This is a genomic window from Mycobacterium szulgai (assembly GCF_002116635.1).
Classification (GTDB): Bacteria; Actinomycetota; Actinomycetes; order Mycobacteriales; family Mycobacteriaceae; genus Mycobacterium; species Mycobacterium szulgai.
On record NZ_LQPW01000119.1, the window covers coordinates 1 to 26,822 of the forward strand.

Here is a 26,822-nt window from a genome sequence, read left to right on the forward strand (position 1 = left end):
CGCCGCGCTCGACGCGAGCCCACGCGACGATTCGGCCGAAGGCTTCACCTATGAGTTCGCGCTGTCGCGGGGTCTGGCGGAGCCGGCGGTGCGGGTGGGATCAGCAGCAATGGCGTCGGCGGGGCGGGCGGAAACGGCGGTGGCGCCGCATTGTTGCTCGGCTCCGGTGGCGTCGGCGGGGCCGGCGGGTACAGCCTGGTAGCCGACGGCGGGTCCGGCGGTACCGGGGGTGACGCCGGATTGCTCGGCTTCGGCGGTGCCGGCGCAGCCGGCGGCGCCGCGTTGGGTGTCACGGGCGCCGGCGGCACCGGCGGCGCGGGCGGCAAAGCCGGCCGGATATTCGGCGACGGGGGCGGCGGTGGTGTCGGCGGAGACGGCGGAACCACGGCAGGCGTCGGCGGGGCCGGCGGAAACTCGGTGTTCATCGGCAACGGCGGCAACGGCGGCAACGGCAGCAATGTCCCCACACCGGCAACTGGCGGCGCCGGTGGCCAGGGTGGAATCCTGCTGGGCGCCAACGGAATCCAAGGCTCCGCATAGTCTTTAGTGCCTACGTCGGCTAGGCTGCCTGGGTTATGGCCCCCCGGATCGGACTGAGCAGTGCGGCATTCCTCTTGGCGATAGCCGGCCTGGTTGGCATGCCGACCGCACCGGCCGACCCCGGCGTCGCACTACCCCCGATCAGGTCAACTGGCGGCGGGCCGATTATCGGCGGCGGCGACGAGGCAGCTCAGTATCGGATGTCGCTGCAGCTGAACAGCTTTGGCAAGCCCGACATCCAAGAGGGGGACGGATCGGACGCGGCCGCTTTCATCACGGATGCCGCGGCACTGCCCAGTCCCGGGCTCGCATCGGCCTTCGTGCCGTTGCAGCGGGCGTTGGGCTGCCAGCGGGACAACACCTCGTTCGCGGCGCGCGCGTACCGGCGGGCCGACGGGCAGTGGGGTGGAGCGATGCTGGTGGTCGCCAAGAGCGCCACAGCCAACCTCGACGCGCTGACCGGTTGCATCAAGTCGGTGTGGCCCGCGCCGACGGCCGGCGGCCCCACCGCGATGTGCGCCAACGGATGGACCTATCCCACCTCCGGCGAAAACCACCGACCGGAGACCTATTACATCCTGCTCGCCGGGACGGCCGCCGACTTCTGTAGCGCAACCAACGCCAACTACGCCAATTTCGCCACGCGGTGGCCCGGCTAACGCTTCAGGCGGATCATCTCGCGGCGGCGATCGACTGCCGGGCCAGCTCGACGGCTACGTCACAGGGGCTGGGAAACGGCTTTCTGGTGAATCGGACCGACCATTCGAAGAAGTCGTCCTGGTACTGGATTCCGACATCGCAGAGTCTTTCGCCGAGCCGGGCGTCGATCGATTTGGCGATGAACCCGTTGTGCCCGGCGATGGTGATGTCGTCGACGCTGGTGCGGGTCAGCTCCTCACTCTTGCGTTCTCGGCCGATCGGACTGCCCCGGTACCAGCTGAAGGAGAACCACGGCCCGGTGATGCCGCCCCCGACCAGCCACTGACAGCCCGTGGGGTTGCGCGCCGTCACGACGAGCCCGGATATTCCCGTCAACTGCCTGAGCGTCTGATCGCTGATGCCACCGCATTCCGGGAAGAACGGGCCGTGCGAAGCGTTCGGCTGGGCTGATGTAGACCGGGACGGGGGCGCCGGCGGTTGCGGCCCCGGCGGTCCACCGGAGCACCCGGCCAACAGCATGGCCAATACGACTGACGCCAGCGCTGCGCGTCTCACCGGGTCCCACTGTTCAGGCGTTGCTTGAATGTGTGGTCGAAACGGCGGTAGGTGCTGCGCAACGTTGGTCCGGGCCAGTGGGCCTCGAGCAGTTCGGCCGGCAGCAGCGGGTCGAGTTGCAGATGACGGACCACCGCGATCGACAGCGCGAACTCATAGGTGAAGCCTTCGGCCGAATCGTCGCGTGGGCTCGCGTCGAGCGCGGCGTCCATCGCCTCGATAAGCGCCCGCGCGTCGTCGGCCCATCCGTCGAGGGAGAACAGCGATCGCATCTTGTCGGCGGAGATGTCGGTCGCAGCACCGTGAAAATGTGTGCACTGCTGATCCAGCACCGCCCGCGACGGTGGAAGCCGTTGCGGATCAAGGTTATCCGGACGTATCCACACGCCTTCGCGGAGTTCGGCCAGGTGCAAGGCCGTTGCCGCCTTCCTCAGCTCCAGGCGATCGGCGGCCGAACGCCGACCCAGCGAAACGATAGCCAGCTCCCATGTCCCGTCCCAGTCCGGAACGGTCGCGTCGTCAACCCGGGACGCCTCGTCGACGCGCTGGCGGCGCTCCAGCAAATGCCCGGCGAGCGCGTAGCTACCGCCGTCGCCGCTGAGTTCGCCATTGGAGACCATCCGCCACAGGCAGGTTCGGGCGGCGCCGTCGCTGATGCCGAACAAAGAGGCCAGCCCAACCAGTTCGGACACTGTCAGCCGGGCCTCGTCGGCGCCCAGTAGCGCCGACGCGAGCACCGAGCGCGCGCTGAGCGGCCGGTTGCCGATCAGATCGCCTACGCGAGACTGAGGTACTGCGAGCACACAGGTATCTTCCCGCATCACTGAATCATTGACACGTGATTTCGCCAGCGTGATACTGACACGCATGGGTTCCGCAACGAAGGCGGTGGTGGCTGACGATGTGGAGATCGTGCGACGCGTACTTGCCCACATCGACGCCGGCACTACCGATGAAGGCGCTGCCTGGCGTGAGCCGGTGGAAAACTATGTGAACCCGGAGCGATTCGCCGCAGAACTTCGGTTACTGCAGGCGATGCCGAGCGTCTTCGTTCCCGCGGCGACCATCCCGAATCCCGGCGACCACGTCGAGCGAAGCGTCTTCGGGGTGCCCCTGTTTGCCGTGCGTGGCCGTGATCAACGGGTTCGGGTCTTTCGCAATGCATGCCGCCACCGCGGCTTTGCGCTGGTCGAGTCCGCCGGTTGTGCGCACGCGCTGGTGTGCCGCTACCACGGGTGGACCTACCGGCTGGACGGCTCGCTCGCACATGTGCCACACGCCGACGCATTTCCCGATTTGGACATGTCGACCCGCGGCCTAGTCGAGGTGGCCAGCCGAGAGGTGGACGGGCTGATCGTCATCGGGGCAGTGTCCACGCCCAGCGGCGAGGCGATGCCGGATTGGGTGCCGGACTGGGAGGAATGGCTGAGCGACGGTACGCCCTGGCGTGACAAACTGTTGCCGGCCCGGCGACTGGTGTACGTGGATTCCACTGCGCGAGCGATGAATTGGAAGGTGCTGGTCGAGCAGTTCCTGGAGGGATATCACATCCGCTCGACGCACAAGGACACCTTTTACCCGGTGCAATACGACGACCTGAACGTGGTCGAGATGTTCGGCCCGAACTGCCGTATCGCCTTCCCCTACCGCAATATTGAACGGCTGCGCGACCGTCCGGAGGACACCTGGACGATCGATGCGCGGGTGACCTTCCTGTATCAACTCTTTCCCAACGTGATGCTGGCGACGTTCCCCGACCTCATGTTGATGATCGTGATCGACCCGGTGGACGTCGGCCACAGCGCGGTCACCATTTATTCGATGGTCCGGCCGGAAGTCGCCGACCGGGCATCCCGGGACCCGGGACCGAACAATCCGGCTGGCGCGGCCAGCTTCATCGCGCGCGGAGCGGCCGAGGACAACGAGATGTCGGAGGGCGTGCAGCGCGGATTGGGCTCCGGTGCAAACGAATTCGTCGAGTTCGGCCGGCACGAGAGCGCGATCGGCCATTTTCACGCCACCCTCGAGGAGCGCCTGGCCCGGACCCATCGCTAACACTACGAATATAGAGTAAGCTTCGGCTCACGATGGCTCGCCCTACTCCCGCCGTACCCACGAGACGGAAGCCCAACCCCGTCGAGCGCCGCCGCGAACTCTGTGACGCGGCTATTGCACTGCTGGCCGTCGATGGTGCAAAGGGTTTGAGCCACTTGAAGGTCGACCGGAAAGCCGGTGCTCCCGACGGTACGACATCGTTCTACTTCCGGACCCGCTCAGCGCTACTGCGCGGGGTAGCCGAGCGGTTGGCGGAGCTGGACCTGGCGAATCTGCAAGCCGTCGCCGACAGCGCCGGTACCGACGGGGACCGCTCGTCACCGTCGCTGTTGTCGGTGATGGTCATCCAATCCGGTCGGGAGCCGCAGTTGTCGCTGACAAAGGCCCGATATGAGCTGACAATGCAGGCCACCCGCGACCCGGCGCTGGCCGAGATTCTCCAGCAAAGCACGGATGCGTTCACCAAACTGCACCGCGACATCCTGGTACGCCTGATGCCGCACGGCGCCGAGCTGGAAGCGGCCGTCGTCGAGGATCTGAGCAACATCACCCTGACATTCATCAACGGACTGTTGCTGCGGCTCACCCATGGCGACCGGATCGTCAGCAGTCCCGAGCAGCTGGACGGGATCCTTTCGGCCATCGCGGCCGGAATTCTCCGCAGCAAGCAGAAGGGGCGGTTGACCGAACAGTGACGGCGAGCACCGATAGTCAAGTCCATTTCGACCCCTACGATGTCGACCTCATCGCCGACCCGTACCCGATGTTTACCCGCCTGCGTGACGAGGCGCCGCTCTACTACAACGCCGACTACGACTTCTACGCGCTGAGCCGGTTCGCCGACGTCAACAAGGGACTGGTCGACCACGCCACGTTCAGTTCCGCCCGGGGCGCGATCCTGGAGTTGATCAAGGCCAACCTCACCATCCCGCCGGGGATGCTCATCTTCGAGGATCCCCCGATCCACGACGTGCACCGCAAGCTGCTGTCCCGCATGTTCACCCCGCGCAAGATCGGCGCACTGGAGCCGAACATTCGCGAATTCTGCGCGCAGCTCCTCGATCCCCTGGTCGGGTCGGGCCGTTTCGACTTCGTCACCGACCTGGGTGCGTTGATGCCGATGAAAGTCATCAGCATGCTGCTCGGCATCCCCGAGGATGATCAGGAGTTGATCCGCGATCGCGGCAACGCCCAACTGCGCACCGAGGCCGGTAAACCCATGCGGGCCGCTGAGCGGGGGCTGTCAGTCGGAGAGATTTTCGCCGCTTACATCGACTGGCGGGCCGATCATCCGTCCGACGACATCATGACCGAACTGCTCAACGTCGAGTTCGCCGACGAAACCGGCACGACGCGACGGCTCACGCGCGACGAGATTCTGGTGTACGTCAACGTGGTGGCCGGCGCAGGCAACGAGACGACAACGCGGCTGATCGGCTGGGCGGGAAAGGTTTTGGCCGAATACCCCGACCAGCGACGCCAACTGGCCGAGAACCCAACGCTCATTCCGCAGGCCATCGAGGAGTTGCTGCGCTACGAGCCGCCGGCGCCGCACACGGCGCGCTACGTCACCCGCGACGCGCAATGGCATGGCCAGACGGTGCCCGAAGGAAGCGTGATGCTCATGCTCATTGGAGCAGCCTGTCGTGACGAGCGCCAATTCGGGCCGGATGCAGGAGCATTCGACATTCACCGGGCCGCTCGGCCCCACCTGACGTTCAGTGTGGGAACGCACTTCTGTCTGGGTTCGGCGCTGGCGCGGCTGGAAGGCCGGATCGCACTGGAGGAGATCCTGAAACGATTCCCGGACTGGGAGATCGATTTGGCCAACGCCAAACTCAGTCCGACGTCGACGGTCCGCGGCTGGGAATCGATGCCGGCGTTGGTGTCGTGATGACCGGCCGGGTCGAGGGCAAGGTCGCGCTGATCAGCGGCGCGGCTCGCGGCCAGGGGCGCAGTCACGCGGTGCGCCTGGCCCAGGAGGGCGCCGACATCATCGGGGTCGATATCTGCGGGCCAATCGACAACTTGGCATATCCCGCGTCGACCCCGGCCGATCTCGCCGAGACCGCTGAGCTGGTAAGGGCGCAGGGACGCCGGATCGTGACCGCACAAGTGGATGTCCGTGACTATGAGGCGCTTAAAGCCGCTGTCGACACCGGGTTAGCGGAGCTGGACCGCCTCGACATCATCGTCGCCAACGCGGGCATCGGAACCTTCGGTAGCAAATTGCACAAGATGCCGGAGAACATCTGGCAGGACATGATCGACGTCAACCTATCCGGCGTCTGGAAGACGGTGAAAGCCGGTGTGCCGCACATCATCAACGGCAAACGCGGTGGCTCCGTCGTGCTGACGGGTTCGGTCGGCTCACACAAGGCGTTGGCTTACACCGGCCACTACATTGCGGCCAAACACGGGGTGATCGGCCTGATGCGCAGCTTCGCCGTCGAGCTCGGCCAGCACATGATCCGGGTGAACTCGGTGCACCCGAGCCAGGTCAATACGCCGATGACCATGAACGAAGTGACGTTCCGGCTGTTCCGGCCGGACCTGGAGAATCCCGGGCCAGACGACTTCGCCCCGTTTTCTCAGATGACGCATACGTTGCCGGTGCCCTGGGTGGAGGCCATCGACATCAGTAACGCTGTGCTGTTCCTGGCATCCGACGAATCACGTTACATCACTGGCGTTTCGCTGCCGGTCGATGCGGGCGCCTTGCTCAAATAACACTCAAACAACAGAAGCGGAGAGCTGATCTCATGCCTGAGTACGACTACGAAGAGATGAAGAAGGAAGCCGAGCAGTACATCAAATTCGAAAAGGACGTCAAGAACCGGATCGCCTACATCACCTTCGACCGACCCGAAGCGCAGAACTCCACGACGCTGGGGATGCGCCAGAACTACGCCGATCTGATCCACAAGTGCAACGTCGACGACGACGTCAAGGTGGTGGTAATTCGAGGCGAGGGAGAGGATTTCGGCAGCGGCGGCGATCTTCCCGAACAGCGCGGGATGCTGGAGAACCCGGGCATGCCGCTGCTGCATGAGCTGGCGATCAACGATGACGACGTCAAATACCCGCCGGGTGGGTCGTACCGTTACTTGTCGACCGTCACCGACTTCTACGCCAAGGCGCGCGCGGGAAACCGTCCGCTGCAGGAACTTCGGAAGATCAGCATCATCGAGGCCAAGGGCTACTGCTACGGGTGGCACTTCTATCAGGCCGGTGACGCGGACCTGGTGGTCGCCTCCGACGACGCCCTGTTCGGGCATCCCGCCTTCCGCTACGTGGGGTGGGGGCCGCGGCTGTGGTGGTGGGCCGAGACGATGGGACTGCGTAAGTTCTCCGAAATGCTGTTCACGGGGCGGCCTTTCAGTGCCAAGGAGATGTACGACTGCGGATTCGTCAACAGTGTCGTGCCCCGCGAGAAGCTGGAAGCAGAGACACTGAAGTACGCGATGGCGTGTTCGCGCTCGCGTCCGACCGACACGGTCGCGGTCCAGAAGACCTTCCTGGAGCTCTACAAGCAGCACAAGGGCGAGTACTTCGGGAGCCTGCTCACCGGCATGGTCGAGGGAATGCTGCCGATGATCGCCAACGACCAGGAGAACGAAGTCGACCTCACCGAGGGCACTTTCAGCAAGGGTCTCAACAACGTGGTCAAGGACAACGACTTGAACTTCCCGCCGGAATGGCGCCTGTCTCGCTCGGGACGCAAGAAGCCCTGATGCCATTGCCAGCGCTCACCGGAGTCAGGGTCGTCGAGCTGGCCGACTCCGTCGCAGGGCAGTACTGCGGCAAGTTGCTGGCCGACTTCGGTGCCGAGGTGATCAAGGTCGAGGCGCCGGATTCACGCGGCAGTAGCAGAGCCGCGCTGTTCGCCTACCTAAACACCAACAAGCGCTCGGCAATTCTGGACGCGGAGCGTCTGCAGGATCTGATCGGCGGTGCCGACGCGGTGATAGCCGAGTCGAATTCATGGGCCGATCGGTATCCGGACGTGGTGTGCTGCTCGATCACCCCGTTCGGCGCCGGCGCGGCCACCGAATTCGACAATGCCAAGAGCATCAACGTGTTCCATGCCAGCGGTTGGGGCTACCACACGCCCAGCCACGCCGAAAGAGCCGAGCCGCCGTTGCAGGGCCCCGGCTACTTTCTCGCTGACTACGAAGCCGGGCTGGAGGCAGCGCTGTGTGTCGCGTCCGCCTTGTTCGGGCGCCTGCACACCTGCGGCGGTGAGTTCATCGACATCTCGCAGCAGGCTGTGCTGGTGTCGCGTGCCGACTGCATACTGGGCCGGTTCATCACCGGCGAGGTAACCGCCGAGGGCCACCGCAGCGATTACGAACAGCAAGGTCCGGCGACGTTTTTCGAGTGCGCCGACGGATATGTGTACCTGTACGTGACCAGCCGGGCGCACTGGCTCGGTATCAAAGCATTGCTGGGTGAGCCGCAGTGGCTCGATCGCTTCGACGACGACTGGCTCGAGTTCTCGGTGACGCCGGAAAAGGTCGCGGAGTTTCAACGGGAATTCGCCGCGTGGGTTCGCGGATTGCCGAAGGACACCGCTGCCGAGCAGGCCCAGCGCCTGGGCGTGCCGCTGGTCCCGGTGAATAGTGCCGCGGATTTGCATGATTCGCCGCAGTACCGGCACCGCGGCTTCTTTCAGGACGTAGATGGCGTGGCCTATCCGACCGTTCCCTACTTACTCAGCGAGAGCCCGGCCCGCATCACCTCTGCCGCACCAACTCTGGGCCAACATACGGCGTCGGTGCTGAAAGCGTTGGCTACGCCACACAGGCCGCTGGCGGTCCGGCAGACGCAGCGCAAGGCGCCCAGGCATCCCCGCGGCGGCCCGCTGCAGGGGGTGCGCGTTGTTGAGCTGACCAAGGTGTGGGCCGGGCCGTATGCGGGCAAGCTGCTTTCGATGCTGGGCGCCGAGGTGATCAAGGTCGAGACGGCGGCCTTGCCCGAGGAGATGCGTGCCTTCGGCGGCACGGATGTCAACCACGCTCCGTTCTTCTTGAGCGTCAATCCCGAAATCCTCAGCGTCGACCTCGACATCAAATCGCCCGACGGCATGGCACGGTTGCGTGAGCTGGTCGCGTGCAGCGACATCGTCATCAACAACCTGCGCCCCGGTGCAATGGAGCGCCAGGGACTGGGATATGCGGACCTGAAGTCGATCAAGCCGGACATCATCTCGGTGTCGATCAAGATGTGGGGCAACGACGGCCCACTGGGCCATCAGACGGGCTATGCGCCCTGCTTCGCCGCGCTGGCGGGCCTCGCTTCGCTGGTGGGCTATCCCGGCGGTCCGCCCCGAGGGGCGAGCATGCGCTATGGAGACTCCACTGTCGGTGCGGCCGCCGCGTATGCCGCGGTGGTGGCGCTGCTGCACCGAGAGGTCGGCGGCAAAGGGCAATTCGTCGACGTCTCGGCCGTCGAAACGCTTTCTTCCATGATCGGTGACTGTCTGTTCGAGCATCACCTGACAGGAAAGGTGTTCGGGCCCAACGGGAACCGCCATCCCGATCTGTGTCCGCATGGGTGCTATCCCTGCGGCGACGACGAGTGGATCGCGGTGGCGGTGGCCAATGAAGCTGAATGGCAACGATTATGCGACGTCCTGGACGCGCGGGAGTTAGCCGAGCGTTACCCCACCGCTACCGATCGGCGTGCGCACGGCGAGGCGCTCGATGCCGAACTCGCCGAGTTGACCCGGGGTCAGGACGCGGAGGGACTCGCAAACCGGCTGCGGACGGCGGGCGTGCCGGCGAATAAGAGCGCCACGGCGGTCGACGTGATCAGCGATCAACGATTGTGGGACCGCGGCGTGTATCGCTTCGTCTCCGATCACCGCGAAGGCCAGCGTCCCGTCGTCGGGCCGTCGTGGCAGCTGGCACGAAATCCGGCCCGGATCGAGCGAGGCGCCCCCGACCTGGGCGAGGACAATCGATACGTGCTGCAGGAACTGCTCGGCGCGGGAGCCAGGACGTGACGGCGACACTGGTCCGTACCGCGGCGCTGGTGACCGGTGCGAGCAGCGGTATCGGGGCGGCGACGGCCAGGGCGCTTGCCGGGCAGGGTGCCGCGGTCGCGCTGCTGGCACGCAGAGCCGATCGGCTGCAGGATCTGAAGGCTGAAATCGAATCAGCCGGGGGCACAGCGCTTGTCGTGACCGCCGACGTCACAGATGCCGCGCAGGTAGCCGCTGCAGTGGAGCGCACCGTTGCCGAGTTGGGACGCCTCGACACTCTGGTGAACAATGCCGGACTGATCCGAATGGGCAACGCGGCCGAGGCGCCGCTGCAGGATTGGGACGACCTGGTGGCGGTCAACGTGCAGGGGGTTCTCTACACCACACGCGCGGCGCTGCCACATCTGATCGACGCGGCCGCCGATTCGCTGCGCGGAGTGGCCGATTTGGTGACCGTCAGTTCCACCGCCGGGTGGGTGGCCCGGCCCGGCAGTGCGGTCTACTCGCTCACCAAATTCGGCATCAACGCGTTCAGCGAGGGCATTCGCCAGGAGGTGCTCGGCAAGCGGGTGCGCGTCGGAGTGGTGGGTCCGGGCACCGTGGATACCGAGATCTTCGACCACCTGGCCGCACCCTCGCGAGAAGCGTTCGATCGGCAGACCGCGGGCATGGTCAAGCTGCGGCCGGAGGACATCGCCGACGCGGTGCTCTACATGGTGACGCGTGATCGCCGCGTGGCGGTCAACCACATGCTGGTGCGCGCGGCTGAACAGACGTGGTGAAAAGCCCGATCGGTGGGTCGCCGCCGACCAGTTCGGCCTGGCGATACCCTCCGGCGCGCGACCGCCGAGCACGTCGAAGGCTACTTTACGAAGTGCCACCGGCAGAAATCTCAGAGTGACCACTGCAACCGCATGGTGATATCGCCCGTGATATCGCTATTCAAAAGGCATTGCGGATCACACTACGGCGTCTTGAGGAATACGTCGTTGAGAGTGACGGTGCGCAGGTTGCGCGCGCGGATGATATCGACGAGTTGCGGGTAGACGTGCGTGACCGGCAAGTGATTGAGGTGCCCGATCACGATGGCCTGCGGGGTGAAGTACTGGTCGGCCATCTTCACGATGTATTCCTCGGTGATCAGCGTCGAATCCGACAGCGATCCCGACCACAAAACCGGTGTGGTGTAACCGAATTCGGCCGCCACCTCGTCAACCGCCGCATTGTGCTTGGCATACGGCGGACGCCAATACGGTTTAGCCCCAATGCCATAGGTCTTCTTGAGGAAGTCGTCGTTGCGCTTGAGCTGCTGAGCGATATCGCCTTTCGTCAGCGTGGTCAGATCCGGATGCGACCAGGTGTGATTGCCCAACTGAATCTGCCCGGAGTCGACCAACGGCCGAAGTATCGCCAGGTTGTCCGTCCAGGAGTCGTACGTCCCGTTGACGAAGAAGGTGAGCCGGATACCGGTGTCCTTGGCGAACTGGGTGTAGGCGCGCACCACTTCGGAGTTGACGCCGTCGTCGACGGTCAGCGCCAGCAGGTCGCCTTTGCCGGGCAACTGATTGAGCACACCGCCGCCGGGCAGCCGGACCCGCGTAGTGGGCGGCGGTGGTGGCAACAGACCCGCGACGGTCGGACCGGATGTCGGAGCGGCGCCGGCGGCCCCCGCTGGAGTCTGCGCGAATGTCCGCGGCTGCGGATCGACCATGCAGCGAGCGGCGCCCACCGCGACGACAGTGGTTGCGGCGAGCGAGCCCAGGAAACGACGTCGATTCAGCTCGGACATGTGGCGGCCGCAATTCCGGTGCGCCCCGAACCAGGCAGCCCCGCGTACGGGGCGCCTAGCCTGACTAACGACGACACCACAGCAGCGAACCGTACCATTACCAGGGGCGATATGCCCTGTTGGCGACGGGAGGGTCGGCCATTTATTTTGGCCGGACCAGTGCGCCGTCCTCCTTGATGACGCTGCGGAAGGAACGCAGCCGCAGGCTGTTGGCAACGACGAACACGCTGGAAAATGCCATCGCGGCGCCGGCGAGCATCGGGTTGAGCAGCCCCAGCGCGGCCAGCGGGATCGCGGCGACGTTGTATCCGAACGCCCAGAACAGGTTGGCCTTGATTGTGGCCAACGTCATCCGGGACAGCCGGATCGCGTCGGCTGCGGCCCGCAGGTCCCCGCGCACCAGGGTGAGGTCAGCGGCCTCGATCGCCACATCGGTGCCGGTGCCCATGGCCAGCCCCAGGTCCGCGGCGGCCAGCGCGGCGGCGTCGTTGATGCCGTCGCCGACCATGGCGACAACCTTGCCCTCGGATTGCAGCCGCCGGACCGCGGCCACCTTCTCGGCGGGCAGCACTTCGGCGATCACCCGGTCGATGCCGACCTCATCGGCGATACGTCGCGCGACGGTCTGGTTGTCGCCGGTGAGCAGCACCGGGGTCAGCCCCAGCCGCTTGAATTCGCCGATGGCCTCGGCGCTGGTGGGTTTGACCGTATCGGCGACGACCAGGACGCCGCGGGCCTGCCCGTCCCAGCCGACGGCGACGGCGGTCTTGCCCGCCCGCTCGGCACGGTCCTTTGCCGCCGACAACGTCGGATCGAGGTGTTGCGCCCAGTCCGCCAGCAGACTCGCGCGACCGACGACAACCGCGTGCCCGTCGACAATGCCTTGCACGCCTTGGCCTTCCGAGTTGGCGAAATCGTCGGGTGTGGGCAATGCCCCCAGTTCTGCTTTGGCGCCCTTGGCAATTGCCCGCGCCACAGGGTGCTCGGAGGCGTCCTCAAGGGCTCCGGCGTAGCGCAGCAGGGTGGCGCGGTCGGTGTCGCTCGCGGCGATCACGTCGACCAGAGTCATCTTGCCGGTGGTAACGGTTCCGGTTTTGTCGAGCACGATCGTGTCGACTTTGCGGGTGGATTCCAGCATTTCGGGCCCCTTGATGAGTACACCGAGCTGAGCGGCGCGTCCCGTGCCGACCAACAATGCGGTCGGAGTGGCCAGCCCGAGCGCACAAGGGCAGGCGATGATCAGCACCGCGACGGCGGCCGTCAGCGCGGCAGTCATCGGGAAGCCGGCGCCCAGCCACGCGCCGAAAGTGGCTACCGCGACGGCGATCACGACGGGCACGAACACCCCGGAGATGCGGTCGGCGAGCCGCTGCACCTCGGCCTTGCCCGATTGCGCCGCTTCGACGAGCTTGGCCATCTGCGCCAGCTGGGTGTCGTCGCCGACTCGCTCGGCGCGCACCAGCAGCCGCCCGCCGGCGTTCACCGTCGCGCCGGTGACGGTGTCGCCCGGGCCGACCTCGACGGGTACCGACTCACCGGTGAGCATCGAGGCGTCGACGGCCGAAGAGCCCGAAACGACTGTCCCGTCGGTGGCGATCTTTTCGCCGGGGCGCACCACGAACTCGTCGCCGATCGCGAGTTGGCTTACCGGGATGCGGGTTTCGCGTTCATTTCGCAGCACCGCGACGTCCTTCGCGCCGAGCTCCAGCAGTGCCCGCAACGCTGCACCGGCCCGTCGTCTGGAACGCTTCTCGAAGTACCGGCCCGTCAGCACGAACATAGTCACGCCGGCAGCCACCTCGAGGTAGATGTTGGCCGCGCCATCGCCGGGTGTGATCGTCAGCGCGAACGGGTGGCGCATGCCCGGTTCCCCGGCCGTCCCGAAAAACAGGGCATACAGCGACCACCCGAACGCCGCGAGGGTGCCGACCGAGACCAGGGTGTCCATGGTGGCGGTGCCGTGTTTGAGATTGGTCCACGCCGCTTGGTGGAAGGGTCGGCCCGCCCACACGATGACCGGTGCGGCCAGCGCCAGCGACGCCCACTGCCAGTACCGGAATTGCAGGGCCGGGATCATCGCCATCAGGAGCACCGGCGTCGCGAGCACTATCGCGGTGCGCACGCGGTCGCGTAGTGAGGCCAACTCGGGATCATCGTCCTGCTGTTCGGCGGGTTCTTCGTGCTGCTGCACCAGCGCCGCGGAATAGCCCGCCTTCTCTACTTCGGCGACCAATGCCTGCGCGTCATACCCGAAGGGAACGCTGACGGTGGCTTTCTCGGTCGCGTAGTTCACCGTCGCGTAGACGCCGTCGAGCTTGTTGAGCTTGCCTTCGATGCGCATCGCGCAGGAGGCGCAGGTCATCCCCGAAATCTTGATTTCGACGTCGGTAGTGAGTTGCGCTGCTGCTTTCATAATGACGTATATACCCCCACGGGGTATATACGTCAAGCGGCGGCATCTGGTCTGGGCGGCCAGAACCGGAAAATGCCGGGTAGATTTCTCCCAATGACAGTCATAGTTGTCGACAGAGGACCCCGGCGAATCAGCCGCCGGACCGAAGTGGCCGCGCCGGCGGCCGAATTGTTCGCGATCGCCGCAGATCCCCGGCGCCACAGTGAGCTGGACGGCTCGGGAACGGTCCGGGACAACATCGATGCCCCAGCGAATCTCGTTGAGGGATCTAAGTTTTCGACCAATATGCGCATGTTCGGCCTGCCTTACCGCATCACCAGCACGGTGACCGCCTTCAAGCCCTATGAATTAGTGGAATGGCGCCACCCGTTGGGGCACCGCTGGCGATGGGAATTCGAGTCGCTCTCGCCGACGCTGACCCAGGTCACCGAGACGTTCGACTACCACGATGCGGGCACGCTCAAGAACAAGCTGAAGTACTACGAGCGGATGGGTTTCGCGAAGGCCAACGCAAAGGGCATCGAGGCGACCCTGAACAAGCTGCGCGATCGCTACGCCGAGAAGTAGGTCACGCCGGGTCGCCGGCGTCCCACGGCACTACGCCGGACACCCAGTGGCTCAGTTCCCGCACCTGGTCGTTGCGGTGTAAGTGGCGCGGCGGCGTCGCGAACGTCTCGTAGGGCCGGCAGCGGATCACCACCCGGTTCTCTTTTTCGCACATCGCCGCTACCGACGGGCGCGCCTCCTCGCCGAGTGGCTGGCCCGACATCCGGCCGGCCACCGCCATCATCACGTCCACCGCGAGATCGCGGTCCCGGTCGAGGGTCGCGTCGGCGTAGACCTGCAGGTAGGTAAACGGCCACCGCTCGTCCAGGACGCACAGGCTGATCTTGCCGTCGCGTTCGATCACGCGGGCCTTCCCGCGCCCGGCCATGGTGGATACCAGCAGTTCGTCGTCGTCGGTGGGGACGTAATAGACGACCGACATGCCGGGGCCATCGTTACGGCGGCGATAGCCGAACACGCAGGTGCGGTGGGTACGCACGAACTCGCGTCGCTCGGACGGCCGCATGTCGCGATCCGTCGGCGCGGTGAAAGGCTCTGCGGCCAGAGGGAGAAGCATCCAACACGTCCTTGCTGTCAAGAGGGTTGATTCCCCGAGTAATTATGGATACAGTGTGGCCATAATTACTCGGCCGTGTCAAGCGGCAAGTGAATCTGAATGGAACTCGATGGATAACGCGCAATCCCCTGGCCGGTCCCGCGGCCGGCCGGCCATACCTCTGGACCGGATACTCGACGCCGCCCTCGAGCTCGTCGACGAGCGCGGGGCGGACGCCCTGTCCATGCGGTCGTTGGCCCAACAACTGGGGTCAGGCACCGCAACGCTCTACCGCCACTTCGCCGGCCGCGACGAACTTGTCGCCCAAGTGGTCGACCGCATGCTCGGCGAAGTCGACCTCAAGAATGCTGAGGTGGCCGGATTGCATTGGCAGCAGGCCTGTATCACGTTCGCGCAGGGCATGTTTGACGCTCTGGCACGGCATGGCCACGTCGCGCCGTTGTTGATCGGGCACGTTCCGATCGGACCCAACGCGATGGCCCGCCGGGAGCTCGTGCTCGCCGTCCTGCTCGAGAATGGATTCCCGAGGGTCATCGCCGCGCACACCTACGCCACGCTGGTCCGTTATGTGCTCGGCTTCGCGATCCAGCTTTCCGGCTCAGCCGAGACCGACGCTGAGGATGCTGAGTTGTCCGCCGCGTTTCGGGAACTGGACGCGGACCGCTATCCGTCGGTGGTTGCCGTCGCCGCTGAGCTTCCCGTCCCCCTGGCCGATGAGTTCACATTCGGGTTGGAGCTGATAGTCGCCGGGCTGGAGCGGCTGCGCACGCCGTTACGGGTCGACCCCGGCGAATAGCGTGCCCCTGATGAGCTTCTTGACCGACTCCAGGCTGGCCTGGTAGGCCTCCGGGGGCAGGTTGGCGGCCTGTTCGGACAGGCCGCGCGTCAGCGCACAGATTGCCTCCACCGCGGCCACGTGACGGGTCTCGGGCCCGACGATTTCGCTGACGACCTCCCGTAGCGCGCGCGAGCCCGGGTAATTCGGCCCCCCGCGCCGCGACTGGGCAGTGCCCTCGGCGCGCAGTGCCCGCAAGAATGCGGCCAAATGGGGATAGTCGTGCATCAGCAGTTTCGACTCGTCCAGCACGGCGCCGAGTCGGTCGACGACATCATCGGATCGTGCGGCGGCGGCACGCAGTCGCGGCAACACGATGTCTTCGATCTCCTGACCGGTCGCCTTGAGCAGTTCGGCCTTGTTCGGAAAGTAGTGATACAAACTGCCGCTGGTCATATCGGCGGCCCGGGCGATCTCGCGGATGGTCGCCTGCGAGTAGCCGACCTCGGCCACGCACCGCATGGCTGCAGTGATGATCCGCTGGCGGGTTTCCTCGCCGACAGCGCCCACCGGCCGGCCCAGCTGGGCTCCTGCTTGAGACGAGCCGACGGTCATGCCGCGAACCCCTAACCGTCGCCGAAATTAACTGATCAGTCGAATATATTCGACGGGTGAGGACACAACCACAATGACCCAGTCACAGCTCGGGCGTCCCGTCGGCGCGAGCGGCGAGGAAACCCGCCAGCGGATCATTCGTGCCACCATGCGGTGCGTGGCCGAGGTCGGCTACGCCCGGGCGACCATCCGCGAGATCGCCCGTACCGCAAACGTGACCAGCGCCAGCCTCTACAACTACTTTCCGAACAAATCAGAACTGATCAAGGCCACGATCGCGGCCAGGGCCGAGGCCTCCATGCCACGGCTTCGCCGGGCCGCCACTATTGAGGGCACCATCGTCGAGCGAATCGAGGCGATACTCGACGAGTGCGGTCACTTGATGCGTGAATACCCCGACTTGGCCGCATTCGAATGGGCGATCCAGGCCGAATATCTGGTCATCCCGGCTCAGCCCGCGCCAGCGCAAAACGGGAACACGGCGGCCCCCGCGATGCAGCCGGGGTTTGGGACATTTCGCGAAATCATCGAAGGTGTCGTTGCCGATGCCTGCCGCCGAGGTGAGCTCGGTGACAATCCTGACCCCGATGCCGCGGTCGAGGCGATCTATGCGCTGATGTATGGCTTGACCGAGTTGGCGGCGACGTTGCCGCCGGAGGGATATCAGGCATCGCTGGGTTCGGCCAAAGAATTGGTCCGCGGCACTTTGTTCAGTAATTCCTAGCTTTTCGGAGCGCTGGCATCTTCCCCTGATACGATCGGCCGATTGATTAGTCGGGGTCATCCAGAGGGAGTCGAGGCCTTGACCGAAACCATCGGCTGCGCGCTGGACGTCGATGCGCTGCGCCAGAAATACGCCGAGGAGCGGGCAAGGCGACTACGCCCGGACGGGATTGCCCAGTATGTGGAGATCGCCGGCGATTTCGCCCGCTTCGGTGACGACCCGTGGGCCGAGCCCGGCTTCACGCGCGAACCGCTTACCGACGAAGTGGACGTGGCGATCATCGGCGCCGGCTTCGGTGGACTGCTGACCGGTGCGCGGTTGCGTGAGCTCGGCGTAAAAAGCGTGCGGTTGATCGACAGAGCCGCCGACGTGGGCGGTACCTGGTATTGGAACCGGTATCCCGGCATCGCCTGCGACGTCGAGTCCTATGTCTACATGCCGCTGCTCGAGGAGCTGGGCTACATGCCCAGGGACAAGTACGCCCGGGGAGCGGAGATCTTCGCGCACTGCCGCCGCATCGCCGAGCACTACGACCTGTACCGCGACGCCTGCCTGCAGACCGATGTACATGAGATCCGGTGGGATGCCGCGGATTCCCGCTGGATCATTCGAACCAACCACGGCGACGAGATGCGGGCCAGGTTCGTCTCCATGGCCAACGGCTATCAAGCCAAGCCCAAGCTGCCCGGAATCCCGGGCATCGGCACGTTCGGCGGTCATACCTTCCACACCAGCCGCTGGGACTACGCGTACACCGGCGAACACCTGGAAAAACTCGCCGATAAGCGAGTCGGCATCATCGGCACCGGAGCGACTGCGGTGCAATGCGTTCCCCATCTGGGCGCTGCGGCGCAGCAGCTCTACGTGTTTCAGCGCACCCCGTCATCGGTCGACGTCCGGGCCAACGCGGCCACAGACTCGCAGTGGGCCAACGCATTACAGCCGGGCTGGCAGCGCCAGCGCATCCAGAATTTCCACATCCTCACCGCCGGCGGTCAAGCCGAGGAGGATCTGGTCGCCGATGCCTGGACGAGCATCACCCGCAAGCTCCCGGTTATGCGCCACGACACCGACGGGGCGGTGAGCTCCGAGCAGCGCACGCGCGATATCGAGATCGCAGATTTCGCCAAGATGGAGGAGATCCGGGCTCGCGTCGAGGGCATCGTGACCGATCGCGCGACAGCGGAAGCGCTCAAACCCTGGTACGGATACTTCTGCAAACGGCCGTGCTTTCACGATGAATATCTGCAAACCTTCAACCGGGACAACGTCACGTTGGTCGACACCCTCGGGCGCGGCGTCGACCGCATCACCGAGACCGGTGTCGTCGTGGGCGGGGTGAGCTACGAGCTCGACTGCCTGATCTTCGCGACGGGTTTCGAGGTGGGCACCGACTATTGCCGCCGCGCCGGATTCGAGCTGATCGGCCGCGATGGCGTGACGCTGACTGAACGATGGCACGACGGTGTACGCACGTTTCATGGCTTGTGCACCAACGGTTTTCCAAACTGCTTCATCGAGAGCATCGCCCAGGCGGGGCTGACCGTCAACTTCCCCTACCTGCTCGATGTGCAGGCCACCCACGTGGCGTGGATCATCGCCTGGGCGCTGGAACACGGCGTAACCGAGGTCGAGGCCTCGGCCGGTGCCGAAGCGGCTTGGGTCGACATGGTGGTGCAGCGCTCGGCGCTGACCGCCGAGCGGGCCAAATCGTGCACACCCGGCTATTACAACCGGGAAGGCAAGGCGGACGCCAAGACTCGGCAGGGCAGTTTCTTCTTCGGCGGGCCCACCGAGTATGCCGACATCCTGGAATCCTGGCGGGTGCAAGGGGACCTGCAGGGGTTCGAAATCCGATGACGCGCCGACGGCGATACGTCATCGGCCGGCTCGTCGCAGCCGGCCGTCGCCGGCGCTCTCCGAAGGTGGCGATCATCGGTGCCGGGTTCGGCGGCCTGGGTGCGGCAGTGGCGTTGCGGCGCAGGGGTATTGACGACCTGGTGATCATCGAGGGTGCCGACGGCGTGGGCGGCACCTGGCGGCGCAACACCTATCCCGGTGCGGCCTGCGACATCCAGAGTCATCTGTATTCGTTCTCGTTCGCGCCCAACAAATCCTGGACCCGCACCTACGCGCGTCAGCCCGAGATCCTGGCGTATCTGGAGTCGGTGGCCGACACCTTCGATCTGCACCGTCACCTGATGCCCGGCACGCGGGTGCATACCGCCCACTGGAATGAAGACACCTGGCAGTGGGACCTGGCCGCGGACCGGGACGGGTGCCCGGTCACGCTGAGCGCCGACGTGCTGGTCAGCGCGGTCGGCTTGTTCGGAGCGATGAAGCTGCCCGACATCGCGGGCCTGGACGCCTTCAGCGGCACGCTCATGCACACCGCGCAATGGGACAACAGCATCGATCTGACTGGTAAGCGGGTGGCTGTCATCGGCACCGGTGCCAGCGGAGTGCAGGTCGTTCCCGAACTGGCGAAGATCGCCGGCCATGTGTCGGTGTTTCAGCGCACGCCGCCCTGGATGGTCCCGAAGGACGACCGTCCTTACAGTGCAACGGAATTGACCCGGTTCGCACGCGATCCTCTGGCCACACGCCGAGCGCGGTGGCAGATCTGGAAGTTCCAGCATGACAACACCGCGACGTTCGCCGACGATCCGGTGGTGGCGGCCCGCTCGCAATTCGCGACGGCGTTCCTGCAGCGGGTCGTTCCCGATGAAGGGCTGCGGCAAGCGCTGACCCCGGACTATCCGTTTCGCTGCAAGCGGGTGCTGCTGGGCGACGACTTTTACCGGGCGCTGCAGCAACACCACGTTGACCTGGTCACCGACCCCATCGAGCAGGTCACCACGACTTCGGTTGTCACCGCGGCCGGTGACGCAATCGACGTGGATGCGATAGTCCTGGCCACGGGTTTCGAAACGTCGCAGTATCTTTCGGGTATCGAGGTGATCGGCGCCGGGGGGCAGCGGTTGCACGAACGCTGGGGCGCCGACCCCAGCGCGTATCTCGGTGTGGCCGTGAGTGGATTTCCGAACTTCTTCATGTTGTATGGCCCCAACACCAATCAGGGCGGCAACTCTATCGTCTACATTCTGGAGGCCGGCGCACGACTGGTGGCAAGCGCGGTGGCTCGAGTGGCCCGTCGCGGCGGCTACGTCGATGTCCGGCCGGAAGCCGAAAAACGGTACAACGACGACCTTTCCGCGGACCTCGAGCGCACCATCTGGACCCAGTGCACCAGCTACTTCCGGTCACCGAGCGGCCGCATCGTCACCCAATGGCCCTACACCGAGCTGGAGTACGCCCGCCGGACTTGGCGGTTGAGGCCGCGGGATTGGCTGCACCGCGCGGCCGCCAGCGGTCAGTCCAGTCCGAAATCGATGACCCCGCGAATCAATTCGCCGGCAGCCAGATCGTTGTAGGCGTCGTTGATTTCGTCGAGCCCGTAGCGCTTGGTGATCATCTCGTCGAGAAGTAGCCGGCCCGACTGGTACAGCGTGGCCAGCAGCGGAATGTCGCTCTTGGGATTGCAGGAGCCAAACACGGTGCCGGACAACGTCTTGTTCATCAAGATGAACTCTTGCAACCCGACCGCGACCGAATTCAGTCCCGGCGACGGCAAGCCGGTGAGCACACAAGTGCCGCCCTTGCGGGTGAGCGTCAGCGCTGCGTCGACGTCGGTCGCGCCGATCATCGCCGGCGCGACGACGACCGCGTCGGCCATCACGCCGCGGGTCAACTCGCGCACCAATCCGATGGCCTCGGTTGCCGTCGCCGCGGTGTGAGTGGCGCCGAAGGTGTACGCGCATTCGCGTTTGAACTCGACCGGGTCGACCGCGACGATCCGGGCGGCACCGCTGATGCGTGCACCCTGGATGGCTGCACTGCCGATGCCGCCCGTGCCGATCACCACCACGGTGTCGCCGCCGCGGACGTTGGCCCGGTTTACCGCTGAGCCGTAGCCGGTCGGCACCGCACACGCCAGGAGTGCAGCGGGCACCAGCGGCAGCTCCGCATCGATCTTGACCAGCGAATCGGCCGAGACGACGGTGTGCTCGGCGAACGCCCCGATCTTGGACACATGGCCGAGGTTTTGGCCGTCGGAGCTGTGATGGCGAAACGTGCCGTCGGTCGGCATGCCCGGGGCCAGGGTTCCAGATCCGGTATCGCACAGATACTCCATGCCCGATGCGCACCACCGGCACTGCCCGCAAACCGCTACGAAGGACGTCACCACATGGTCACCGGGCGAGAATCGGGTGACGCCGGCGCCCACCTCGACCACCACGCCGGACCCCTCATGCCCGCCGATGGTGGGGGACATCGCCGGTAGTCCCAGGGCACGCAGCGTCTCCGGCGGCGGGGCCAGTTTGCCCTGCCGGATGTGTTCGTCGGAATGGCACAGCCCGGTGGCGGCGAGTTGGATCAGCACTTCTCCGGCGCGCGGCGGATCGAGCTGGAACTCTTCAACGGTCCACGGACGGCCGTACTCGTAAAGGATGGCCGCCCGGCTTCTCATCGACTCGTGCCCTCTCTGTCGTGGTCACGATAACCACCTCGGCGAAAACGGCCACACGAATCGCTCGGCCGTGTTTACTATCAAACGATTGATTATATGACGCGCGAAAATTGCCGGAAGGTCAGTTTATGTCGTATTTGGTGGCGGTTCCCGAATTCCTGTCGTCGGCTGCGTCGGATTTGGCAGGGCTCGGGTCGGCGCTGAGCGCCGCACGCGCCGCGGCGGCTCTGCCGACCACCGGGATTCTGCCCGCCGCAGGGGACGAGGTTTCGGCTGCGGTGGCCTCTTTCTTCGCCGGCAACGGTAGGCAGTATCAGGCGCTGAGTGCAGAGGTGGAAGCGTTTCACGAACAGTTCGTGAAGGCATTGACGGCCAGTGCCGGGTCGTATGCGGCCGCCGAGCTGGCCAATGCCAATCCGCTGCAGCAGGCGGCGCTCGACCTGATCAATGGGCCCACTCGAACGCTGTTGGGTCGGCCACTGATCGGCAACGGCGCCGACGGGCTGGCAGGGACCGGCCAGGACGGCGGACCCGGCGGGTTGTTGTACGGCAATGGCGGCAGCGGCGGTTCGGGTGCCGCCGGGCAGCCGGGCGGCAACGGCGGCAGTGCCGGTTTGATCGGCAACGGCGGCGCCGGCGGGCAGGGCGGGGCAGGCATCGAGGGCGCCAAGGCCGCTCCGGCCGGTGGCCGGGGCGGCAACGGCGGTCTGTTGTTCGGCGACGGAGGTGCGGGCGGAACGGGCGGATCGGGCGTCACGCCTGGCCCCGGTGGCGCCGGCGGCGCCGGCGGTCTCTTGGGTGGGCACGCCGGTCAGACCGGCGCGACGGGGACCAAGATCAGCGTGCCCAGCACGCCCAGCGACCCCGGGAATCCGGGTAACCCGGGCAATCCGAGTGACCCGGGCAATCCGAGCGATCCAGGCAATCCTGGCAATCCGGGACAAGGTGCGGTTGATGCGGCCAACAACGGCGATCTCAAATCCTCCAACGGAGGCACCATCGCCAATCCCGATCTCAAGGAGATCTCGGGCATCGACGCCGGAATCAACAATCCCAATGTCTATTGGGTACACAACGATTCGGGGGACACGGCGCGGATATTCGCGATCGATTCGAAGACCGGCCAAACCTTGGGGACATTCAATCTCGGTGGTGCAAAGGCCAGCGACTGGGAGGATATCGAGGTCGCCAAGGGGCTCGACGGTAAGTCCTATATCTACGTCGGCGACATCGGCGACAATGGTCTGTCCCGCAGCGACGTGGCCATATACCGCGTCCCCGAGCCGATTGTCACTGGCACCGCTGCCAATCCGCAGAGCACCACGCTGAGCGGAGTCCAGCGGCTCGGCCTGACCTATCCCAATGGCGAGAAGATCAACTCCGAATCGCTGGCGGTCGACCCGCGTTCGGGCAACATGATGATGATCGAGAAAACCAGCGGCACTACCTCCCGCGTCTATACCGTCGCGGACAGCGCCTGGGGCTCCAGCGGCGACACCACACTGCAACAGGTCGGGACGCTGGACTTATCCCACGCCGGTTCGAAGCTGGTCACCAGCGCGGACTTCTCGCCCGACGGTTCGGAATTGGCGATTCGCACCTACCGCGACGTGTTGCTGTGGAACCGCGCCGACGGGACAACCGCGTGGGCACCGCTCAGCCAGCAGCCGGTGGACGGCCCGGTGGTGACCGAAACGCAGGGCGAGGCGGTCGCCTTTTATCCCGACGGCTCCGGCTATGTCACGGTGAGTGAAGGGGCGAGCCAGACCCTGCACCTCTATTCGCAAAACACGTGACGACCTAGCTGGGCGGGCTACGTGGTCTGGGTCTTCGCGGCCGCGACGACACCGCCGTCGACCAACAGGTCGGTGCCGGTGATGAAGCCTGCCTCGGGGCCGAGCAGGAAAGCAGCGGCGGCGGCAATGTCGTCGGCTGTCCCAATGCGGCCCGTACCGGACATGGCGATCATCGCCCGCATGCCGTCGCCGACCGGCGAGGCGAGTTCCTGCTGGCCCATCGGCGTCGAGATGATGCCGGGGCTGATCGAATTGATCCGCGCGCCCCGCCGGCCCCACTGAATGCTGGCCGCGCGGACGCGAATCTGGTTGGCCTGCTTGGCGATTGCATACGCCATACCCGGATATTCCTGACTGGAGACGAAGTCGAGGTCTTGCAGGTGATCGGATGGGTTGTGAGCCAACGCCTTTTCCTGTTGGGCGGTCAGTGGGGGAAGCAAGTGCCCGGCCATACTGGCGATCACCACACCAGCGCCGCCGGGGGTGATCACCTCGCCGAACTCCTGTAGTACCAACGCGACGCCGAGCAGATCCACCGCCACGATCGCCTCCGCCGGGGCCTGCGCGGGAGAAAGGCCGGCGGTATGTGCAAGCTGTGTGACGTTGCCCAGTGAGGCGGCATATTCAGCGAGCGCGTGCACCGACGCCGGCGACGAGACATCGACCGAGCGGCTTTGGACACAGTGGCCCTCTGCGGCCAGCGACGCGGCGACCGACGCCAACGCCCGCTCGTCGTGGTCGGCCACCAGCACCGTCTTGCCCGAGCCCAGCCGGCGGGCAATCGCCTGACCCATGCCGCCCACCCCGATGACGGTCAGCACTTGTGCCACCGGACCAGGGTATAGCTTCGATGAAATGTCGCCGGATCAACCGTGGAACATCAATATCCACTATGACGGGCTGCTGCCCGGGGCCTGCATCAGCCGGTTGCGCTACGGCCGGGTCCTGATCACCTGGCGTACCCCGGGCTAGCCGGCCCGACCCATTGCCGCGGCTGCGGCTTGGGCGAACAGTGCGACGGTCTGGTTGCGGGTCAGCGAACCCATGAATTGCTCGGCGGCGCGCATCGCATCGCCGACCATCAAAGTGGGCCCGTTGCAGAGGTTTTCGAACGCCTCGGCGATCACGTCGTCGACTGTGCCCGCACCCACCGGTACCTGGTCGGGTGACGCGATCTGGCCGCGGCTGCATTCGAGCTGCCGCAGTGCGGGTGTGTCGGTCTTGCCCAGGATGAGGCCCAGTACGTCGACGCCCTTTTGGTGCAGTTCGGCCCACAACGCTTCGGCGAAGACCATGTCGAACGCTTTGAAAACGCCATAGGCGGCGATGTTGGGTCCGCCGGCCAGCCCGGCCCCGGACCCGAAGATGACGATTCCACCGCGACCTCGCTCCACCATGGCCGGGGCGAAGTGGTGGCACAGCTGCATCGGCACCATGCAGTTGCGCTGCACCATTGCCTCCGCGGCTGCGATAGGGCTGGCCAGGAAGGGCTGGTAATTCGGGTCGCCGCCGGCGCAGTAGACCAGGAAACCGATTTCGAGATCAGCGGTGGCCGCGGCGATGGCCGCCGACGCGCCCGGCTCTGCGAGATCCACCGCCAGAGTCCGGGTTTGCGCGGCTGTCTGCGAACTGATCTCTGCGGCAACGTGATCGAGGGTTGTCTGCTGGCGCGCCAGTAACATGACGTTGACGCCGCGGTCGGCGATTCCCTTGGCAAAAGCGGCGCCCAGACCGTCCGACGCCGGCAACGAGCGCCCAGGGTCCGTACTTCGCGGCAAACGTCATCTAAGGGCTCCCGACCGTGCTCACGCGCACCGCGGTGAACCGCCGCCGGGCGATGCGCCACCCGTCTGGCGTGCGGACGATCTCGTCGTCGTAGAAGCCGATGCCGTTAACGCCAGTCTGGTTGTCGGCCATCATGATCAGCGCGTCAACATAGGCGCGCGCCACGGCCGTGTCGCCGTCGATCGTGATGACCTGATTGCTCAACCGGTGCAGCAAATGCCCGGGCGTCGCATGCACCTTGTCCATGAATTCGGCTACGGCATCGACGCCTTCCCATGCGCCGATCTCGCCGTAGTCGAGTTCGCAGTCCGCCGTGAACACGGTGCGGAACAGCGGCCAGTCGCGCTGATCGATGCCAGTGGCGTAGCGCACCAGCAGATCGGAAATATCCTGACGGTCCTGGCATTCGGTCATGCGGCATCTCCGTTGGGGTGGAACACGTTCCGCGGTGGACCGTCTGATTTGCGATCCTATCCTCAGGGCGGTCGGCCGGCTCGATTGCCACATATGGGTGTCTGGAACTTGATGTATGAGCGCATCAAACGATCGGGTGTAGGGACGGGTTGTGAGGTCGGCGGGTGGGGCTGCGGCCTGAGCTTAAGGTGATGCGGGCAATCCGGGGAGATACGGTGGCTGGGTTGGGTTGTGCTGCATATTTGTTGGGCGGGTTGGGATAGGCAAGTGCCCAGATAGCGCCGTCGCCGGGGAAGCCAGGTTGATCAGTCGCCTCTGGTTTGTTGCGGCGACTCCGTGGTGTGGCCGGTGGTCGTTTTCGATGATTCCGCGGTAGCGCAATCGTCGGCTGCCGCTCGTCGGAGCCAGGCGATGAATCGTTCGACCATGGGCCGGTGCCGGTGTATTCGGTGCGCCAGTCGGGACTGCGGGCGGCTTGGTAACAGGGCGCAGCAGGAAGCGCGACATCCATTTGCAGCACATAACATCTCCTTCTACGTGTTGTCAGAGTGAGGATCCAGATCAACGTCGCCCTTACTCTGCCCAGGCTGACTGTGGCTCCTTGTCGCCGTTTAGTCGGTCTCACGAGATGCGGCCACATAGAAAGATGTTGCTAAGAAGGTAACGGCTGTCCGTCGAGAGCTATCAGAGTTCGCCCGATCGACGAGCATCAAGCGACCACTTGCATGATTGCCGAATGGCACCACGTCACATGGCCAGAAAGGACCGGGACGGACGATGCTCGGGGTGTCTTGCATAGGTTCGGTGAACCAAGTGCGCTTTTCCGGAAGGGTGGCTCCTGGTGACGATGGTATGGGCTCGTTCGTCGAGGGCGGAGGGCCGCGGCTTGCGCCGAAGCCAGCCGATCGTCATTAGGCGATCGGCGGCAGGCTTTGGCCGCAGCCCGCGGCGTTGCCGTCTCACGGTGCGAGCCGGACAAAGCCCGGTGGCATGGCGGGCGCCGGCGGCGGTGCCCCCGAACCGCGACCTCCACTGCCACCAGTGACGCCCCCGCCCACGCC

At 65.4% G+C, this 26,822-nt stretch carries 25 protein-coding genes and 2 pseudogenes; 16 read left to right on the forward strand and 11 right to left on the reverse strand.

Annotated features, from left to right (window positions below):
• The 3 genes from AWC27_RS31600 to AWC27_RS16090 form a co-directional block, all read left to right on the forward strand.
• Positions 1–202, forward strand: a 202-nt coding sequence (locus AWC27_RS31600; protein WP_211281646.1) for a hypothetical protein, incomplete at its 5' end; no start/stop codon positions are given.
• Positions 151–540 (forward strand): hypothetical protein, encoded by a 390-nt coding sequence (locus AWC27_RS16085; protein ID WP_211281647.1) that lies wholly within the window; start codon positions 151–153, stop codon positions 538–540. The genes AWC27_RS31600 and AWC27_RS16085, both read left to right, overlap by 52 nt.
• Before the next feature lie 35 nt (positions 541–575).
• Complete coding sequence (locus tag AWC27_RS16090) at positions 576–1,199, forward strand: hypothetical protein (RefSeq protein WP_085671395.1); 624 nt, start codon at positions 576–578, stop codon at positions 1,197–1,199.
• 13 nt (positions 1,200–1,212) lie between these two features.
• On the opposite strand, the gene AWC27_RS16095 is transcribed toward AWC27_RS16090, so the two are convergent.
• Both AWC27_RS16095 and AWC27_RS16100 read right to left on the reverse strand, forming a co-directional pair.
• On the reverse strand, positions 1,213–1,719 hold the full coding sequence (locus tag AWC27_RS16095; protein ID WP_085671396.1) for a DUF3558 domain-containing protein: 507 nt from the start codon (positions 1,717–1,719) through the stop codon (positions 1,213–1,215).
• Between the two features lie 32 nt (positions 1,720–1,751).
• Positions 1,752–2,576 (reverse strand): PaaX family transcriptional regulator C-terminal domain-containing protein, encoded by an 825-nt coding sequence (locus AWC27_RS16100; RefSeq protein ID WP_085671414.1) that lies wholly within the window; start codon positions 2,574–2,576, stop codon positions 1,752–1,754.
• Positions 2,577–2,622: 46 nt separating this feature from the next.
• Here AWC27_RS16100 and AWC27_RS16105 point away from each other — a divergent pair, with 46 nt between their 5' ends.
• From AWC27_RS16105 to AWC27_RS16135, 7 genes are read left to right on the forward strand one after another with little or no spacing between them, the layout of a single operon-like run.
• Positions 2,623–3,810 carry an aromatic ring-hydroxylating oxygenase subunit alpha gene (locus AWC27_RS16105; protein ID WP_211281648.1) on the forward strand — a complete coding sequence of 396 codons (1,188 nt, stop codon included), beginning with the start codon at positions 2,623–2,625 and terminating at the stop codon, positions 3,808–3,810.
• 32 nt (positions 3,811–3,842) lie between these two features.
• On the forward strand, positions 3,843–4,505 hold the full coding sequence (locus AWC27_RS16110) for a TetR/AcrR family transcriptional regulator (RefSeq protein WP_085671398.1): 663 nt from the start codon (positions 3,843–3,845) through the stop codon (positions 4,503–4,505).
• A complete protein-coding gene (locus AWC27_RS16115) occupies positions 4,502–5,704 on the forward strand; it encodes a cytochrome P450 (protein WP_085671399.1) in 1,203 nt (400 codons plus the stop codon). The genes AWC27_RS16110 and AWC27_RS16115 overlap by 4 nt, the downstream gene beginning before the upstream one ends.
• A complete protein-coding gene (locus tag AWC27_RS16120) occupies positions 5,704–6,540 on the forward strand; it encodes a mycofactocin-coupled SDR family oxidoreductase (protein ID WP_085671400.1) in 837 nt (278 codons plus the stop codon). The genes AWC27_RS16115 and AWC27_RS16120 overlap by 1 nt, the downstream gene beginning before the upstream one ends.
• Positions 6,541–6,572: 32 nt before the next feature.
• The gene (locus AWC27_RS16125; protein WP_085671401.1) at positions 6,573–7,544 is read left to right on the forward strand and encodes an enoyl-CoA hydratase/isomerase family protein; all 972 of its coding nucleotides are present in this window, start codon (positions 6,573–6,575) and stop codon (positions 7,542–7,544) included.
• A gap of 5 nt (positions 7,545–7,549) precedes the next feature.
• Complete coding sequence (locus tag AWC27_RS16130) at positions 7,550–9,817, forward strand: CaiB/BaiF CoA-transferase family protein (protein WP_085671415.1); 2,268 nt, start codon at positions 7,550–7,552, stop codon at positions 9,815–9,817.
• Positions 9,814–10,578 carry an SDR family NAD(P)-dependent oxidoreductase gene (locus tag AWC27_RS16135; RefSeq protein ID WP_085671402.1) on the forward strand — a complete coding sequence of 255 codons (765 nt, stop codon included), beginning with the start codon at positions 9,814–9,816 and terminating at the stop codon, positions 10,576–10,578. The genes AWC27_RS16130 and AWC27_RS16135 overlap by 4 nt, the downstream gene beginning before the upstream one ends.
• 182 nt (positions 10,579–10,760) lie before the next feature.
• Here the strand turns inward: AWC27_RS16135 and AWC27_RS16140 are convergent, their stop codons facing one another.
• Together AWC27_RS16140 and AWC27_RS16145 are read right to left on the reverse strand one after the other, a co-directional pair.
• Positions 10,761–11,576, reverse strand: coding sequence for a polysaccharide deacetylase family protein (locus AWC27_RS16140; RefSeq protein WP_085671416.1), 816 nt, complete (start codon positions 11,574–11,576; stop codon positions 10,761–10,763).
• 151 nt (positions 11,577–11,727) lie between these two features.
• A complete protein-coding gene (locus AWC27_RS16145; RefSeq protein WP_085671403.1) occupies positions 11,728–13,998 on the reverse strand; it encodes a heavy metal translocating P-type ATPase in 2,271 nt (756 codons plus the stop codon).
• Between the two features lie 93 nt (positions 13,999–14,091).
• Here AWC27_RS16145 and AWC27_RS16150 point away from each other — a divergent pair, with 93 nt between their 5' ends.
• Complete coding sequence (locus AWC27_RS16150) at positions 14,092–14,565, forward strand: SRPBCC family protein (RefSeq protein WP_085671404.1); 474 nt, start codon at positions 14,092–14,094, stop codon at positions 14,563–14,565.
• Between the two features lies 1 nt (position 14,566).
• Here the strand turns inward: AWC27_RS16150 and AWC27_RS16155 are convergent, their stop codons facing one another.
• Positions 14,567–15,121 (reverse strand): pyridoxamine 5'-phosphate oxidase family protein, encoded by a 555-nt coding sequence (locus AWC27_RS16155; RefSeq protein WP_085671405.1) that lies wholly within the window; start codon positions 15,119–15,121, stop codon positions 14,567–14,569.
• 160 nt (positions 15,122–15,281) lie between these two features.
• Between AWC27_RS16155 and AWC27_RS16160 the strand changes: the two genes are divergently transcribed.
• Positions 15,282–15,917, forward strand: coding sequence for a TetR/AcrR family transcriptional regulator (locus AWC27_RS16160; protein ID WP_211281650.1), 636 nt, complete (start codon positions 15,282–15,284; stop codon positions 15,915–15,917).
• On the opposite strand, the gene AWC27_RS16165 is transcribed toward AWC27_RS16160, so the two are convergent.
• A complete protein-coding gene (locus AWC27_RS16165; RefSeq protein ID WP_085671407.1) occupies positions 15,894–16,511 on the reverse strand; it encodes a TetR/AcrR family transcriptional regulator in 618 nt (205 codons plus the stop codon). The two genes, AWC27_RS16160 and AWC27_RS16165, sit on opposite strands and share 24 nt — an antisense overlap.
• Positions 16,512–16,584: 73 nt before the next feature.
• Here AWC27_RS16165 and AWC27_RS16170 point away from each other — a divergent pair, with 73 nt between their 5' ends.
• The 3 genes from AWC27_RS16170 (at position 16,585) to AWC27_RS16180 (ending at position 20,669) form a co-directional block, all read left to right on the forward strand.
• Positions 16,585–17,235: a TetR/AcrR family transcriptional regulator gene (locus AWC27_RS16170; protein ID WP_085671408.1), complete on the forward strand. Its 651-nt coding sequence runs from the start codon at positions 16,585–16,587 to the stop codon at positions 17,233–17,235.
• A gap of 78 nt (positions 17,236–17,313) precedes the next feature.
• Entirely contained in the window at positions 17,314–19,095 is a 1,782-nt protein-coding gene (locus tag AWC27_RS16175) for a flavin-containing monooxygenase (protein ID WP_085671409.1), read from the forward strand.
• The gene (locus AWC27_RS16180) at positions 19,092–20,669 is read left to right on the forward strand and encodes a flavin-containing monooxygenase (RefSeq protein WP_085671410.1); all 1,578 of its coding nucleotides are present in this window, start codon (positions 19,092–19,094) and stop codon (positions 20,667–20,669) included. The genes AWC27_RS16175 and AWC27_RS16180 overlap by 4 nt, the downstream gene beginning before the upstream one ends.
• On the opposite strand, the gene AWC27_RS16185 is transcribed toward AWC27_RS16180, so the two are convergent.
• Positions 20,609–21,766, reverse strand: coding sequence for a Zn-dependent alcohol dehydrogenase (locus tag AWC27_RS16185; protein ID WP_085671411.1), 1,158 nt, complete (start codon positions 21,764–21,766; stop codon positions 20,609–20,611). The two genes, AWC27_RS16180 and AWC27_RS16185, sit on opposite strands and share 61 nt — an antisense overlap.
• A gap of 128 nt (positions 21,767–21,894) precedes the next feature.
• Here AWC27_RS16185 and AWC27_RS16190 point away from each other — a divergent pair, with 128 nt between their 5' ends.
• The gene (locus AWC27_RS16190) at positions 21,895–23,562 is read left to right on the forward strand and encodes a PE family protein (RefSeq protein ID WP_085671412.1); all 1,668 of its coding nucleotides are present in this window, start codon (positions 21,895–21,897) and stop codon (positions 23,560–23,562) included.
• 17 nt (positions 23,563–23,579) lie between these two features.
• Here AWC27_RS16190 and AWC27_RS16195 read toward each other — a convergent pair whose 3' ends face one another.
• The 4 genes and pseudogenes from AWC27_RS16195 to AWC27_RS33225 form a co-directional block, all read right to left on the reverse strand.
• Complete coding sequence (locus AWC27_RS16195) at positions 23,580–24,392, reverse strand: SDR family oxidoreductase (protein ID WP_211281649.1); 813 nt, start codon at positions 24,390–24,392, stop codon at positions 23,580–23,582.
• A gap of 138 nt (positions 24,393–24,530) precedes the next feature.
• Positions 24,531–25,347: pseudogene (locus AWC27_RS16200) on the reverse strand (SDR family NAD(P)-dependent oxidoreductase).
• Positions 25,348–25,761 (reverse strand): nuclear transport factor 2 family protein, encoded by a 414-nt coding sequence (locus AWC27_RS16205; protein WP_085671413.1) that lies wholly within the window; start codon positions 25,759–25,761, stop codon positions 25,348–25,350.
• Between the two features lie 959 nt (positions 25,762–26,720).
• Positions 26,721–26,822, reverse strand: a pseudogene (locus AWC27_RS33225) (DUF732 domain-containing protein); the annotation flags it as partial.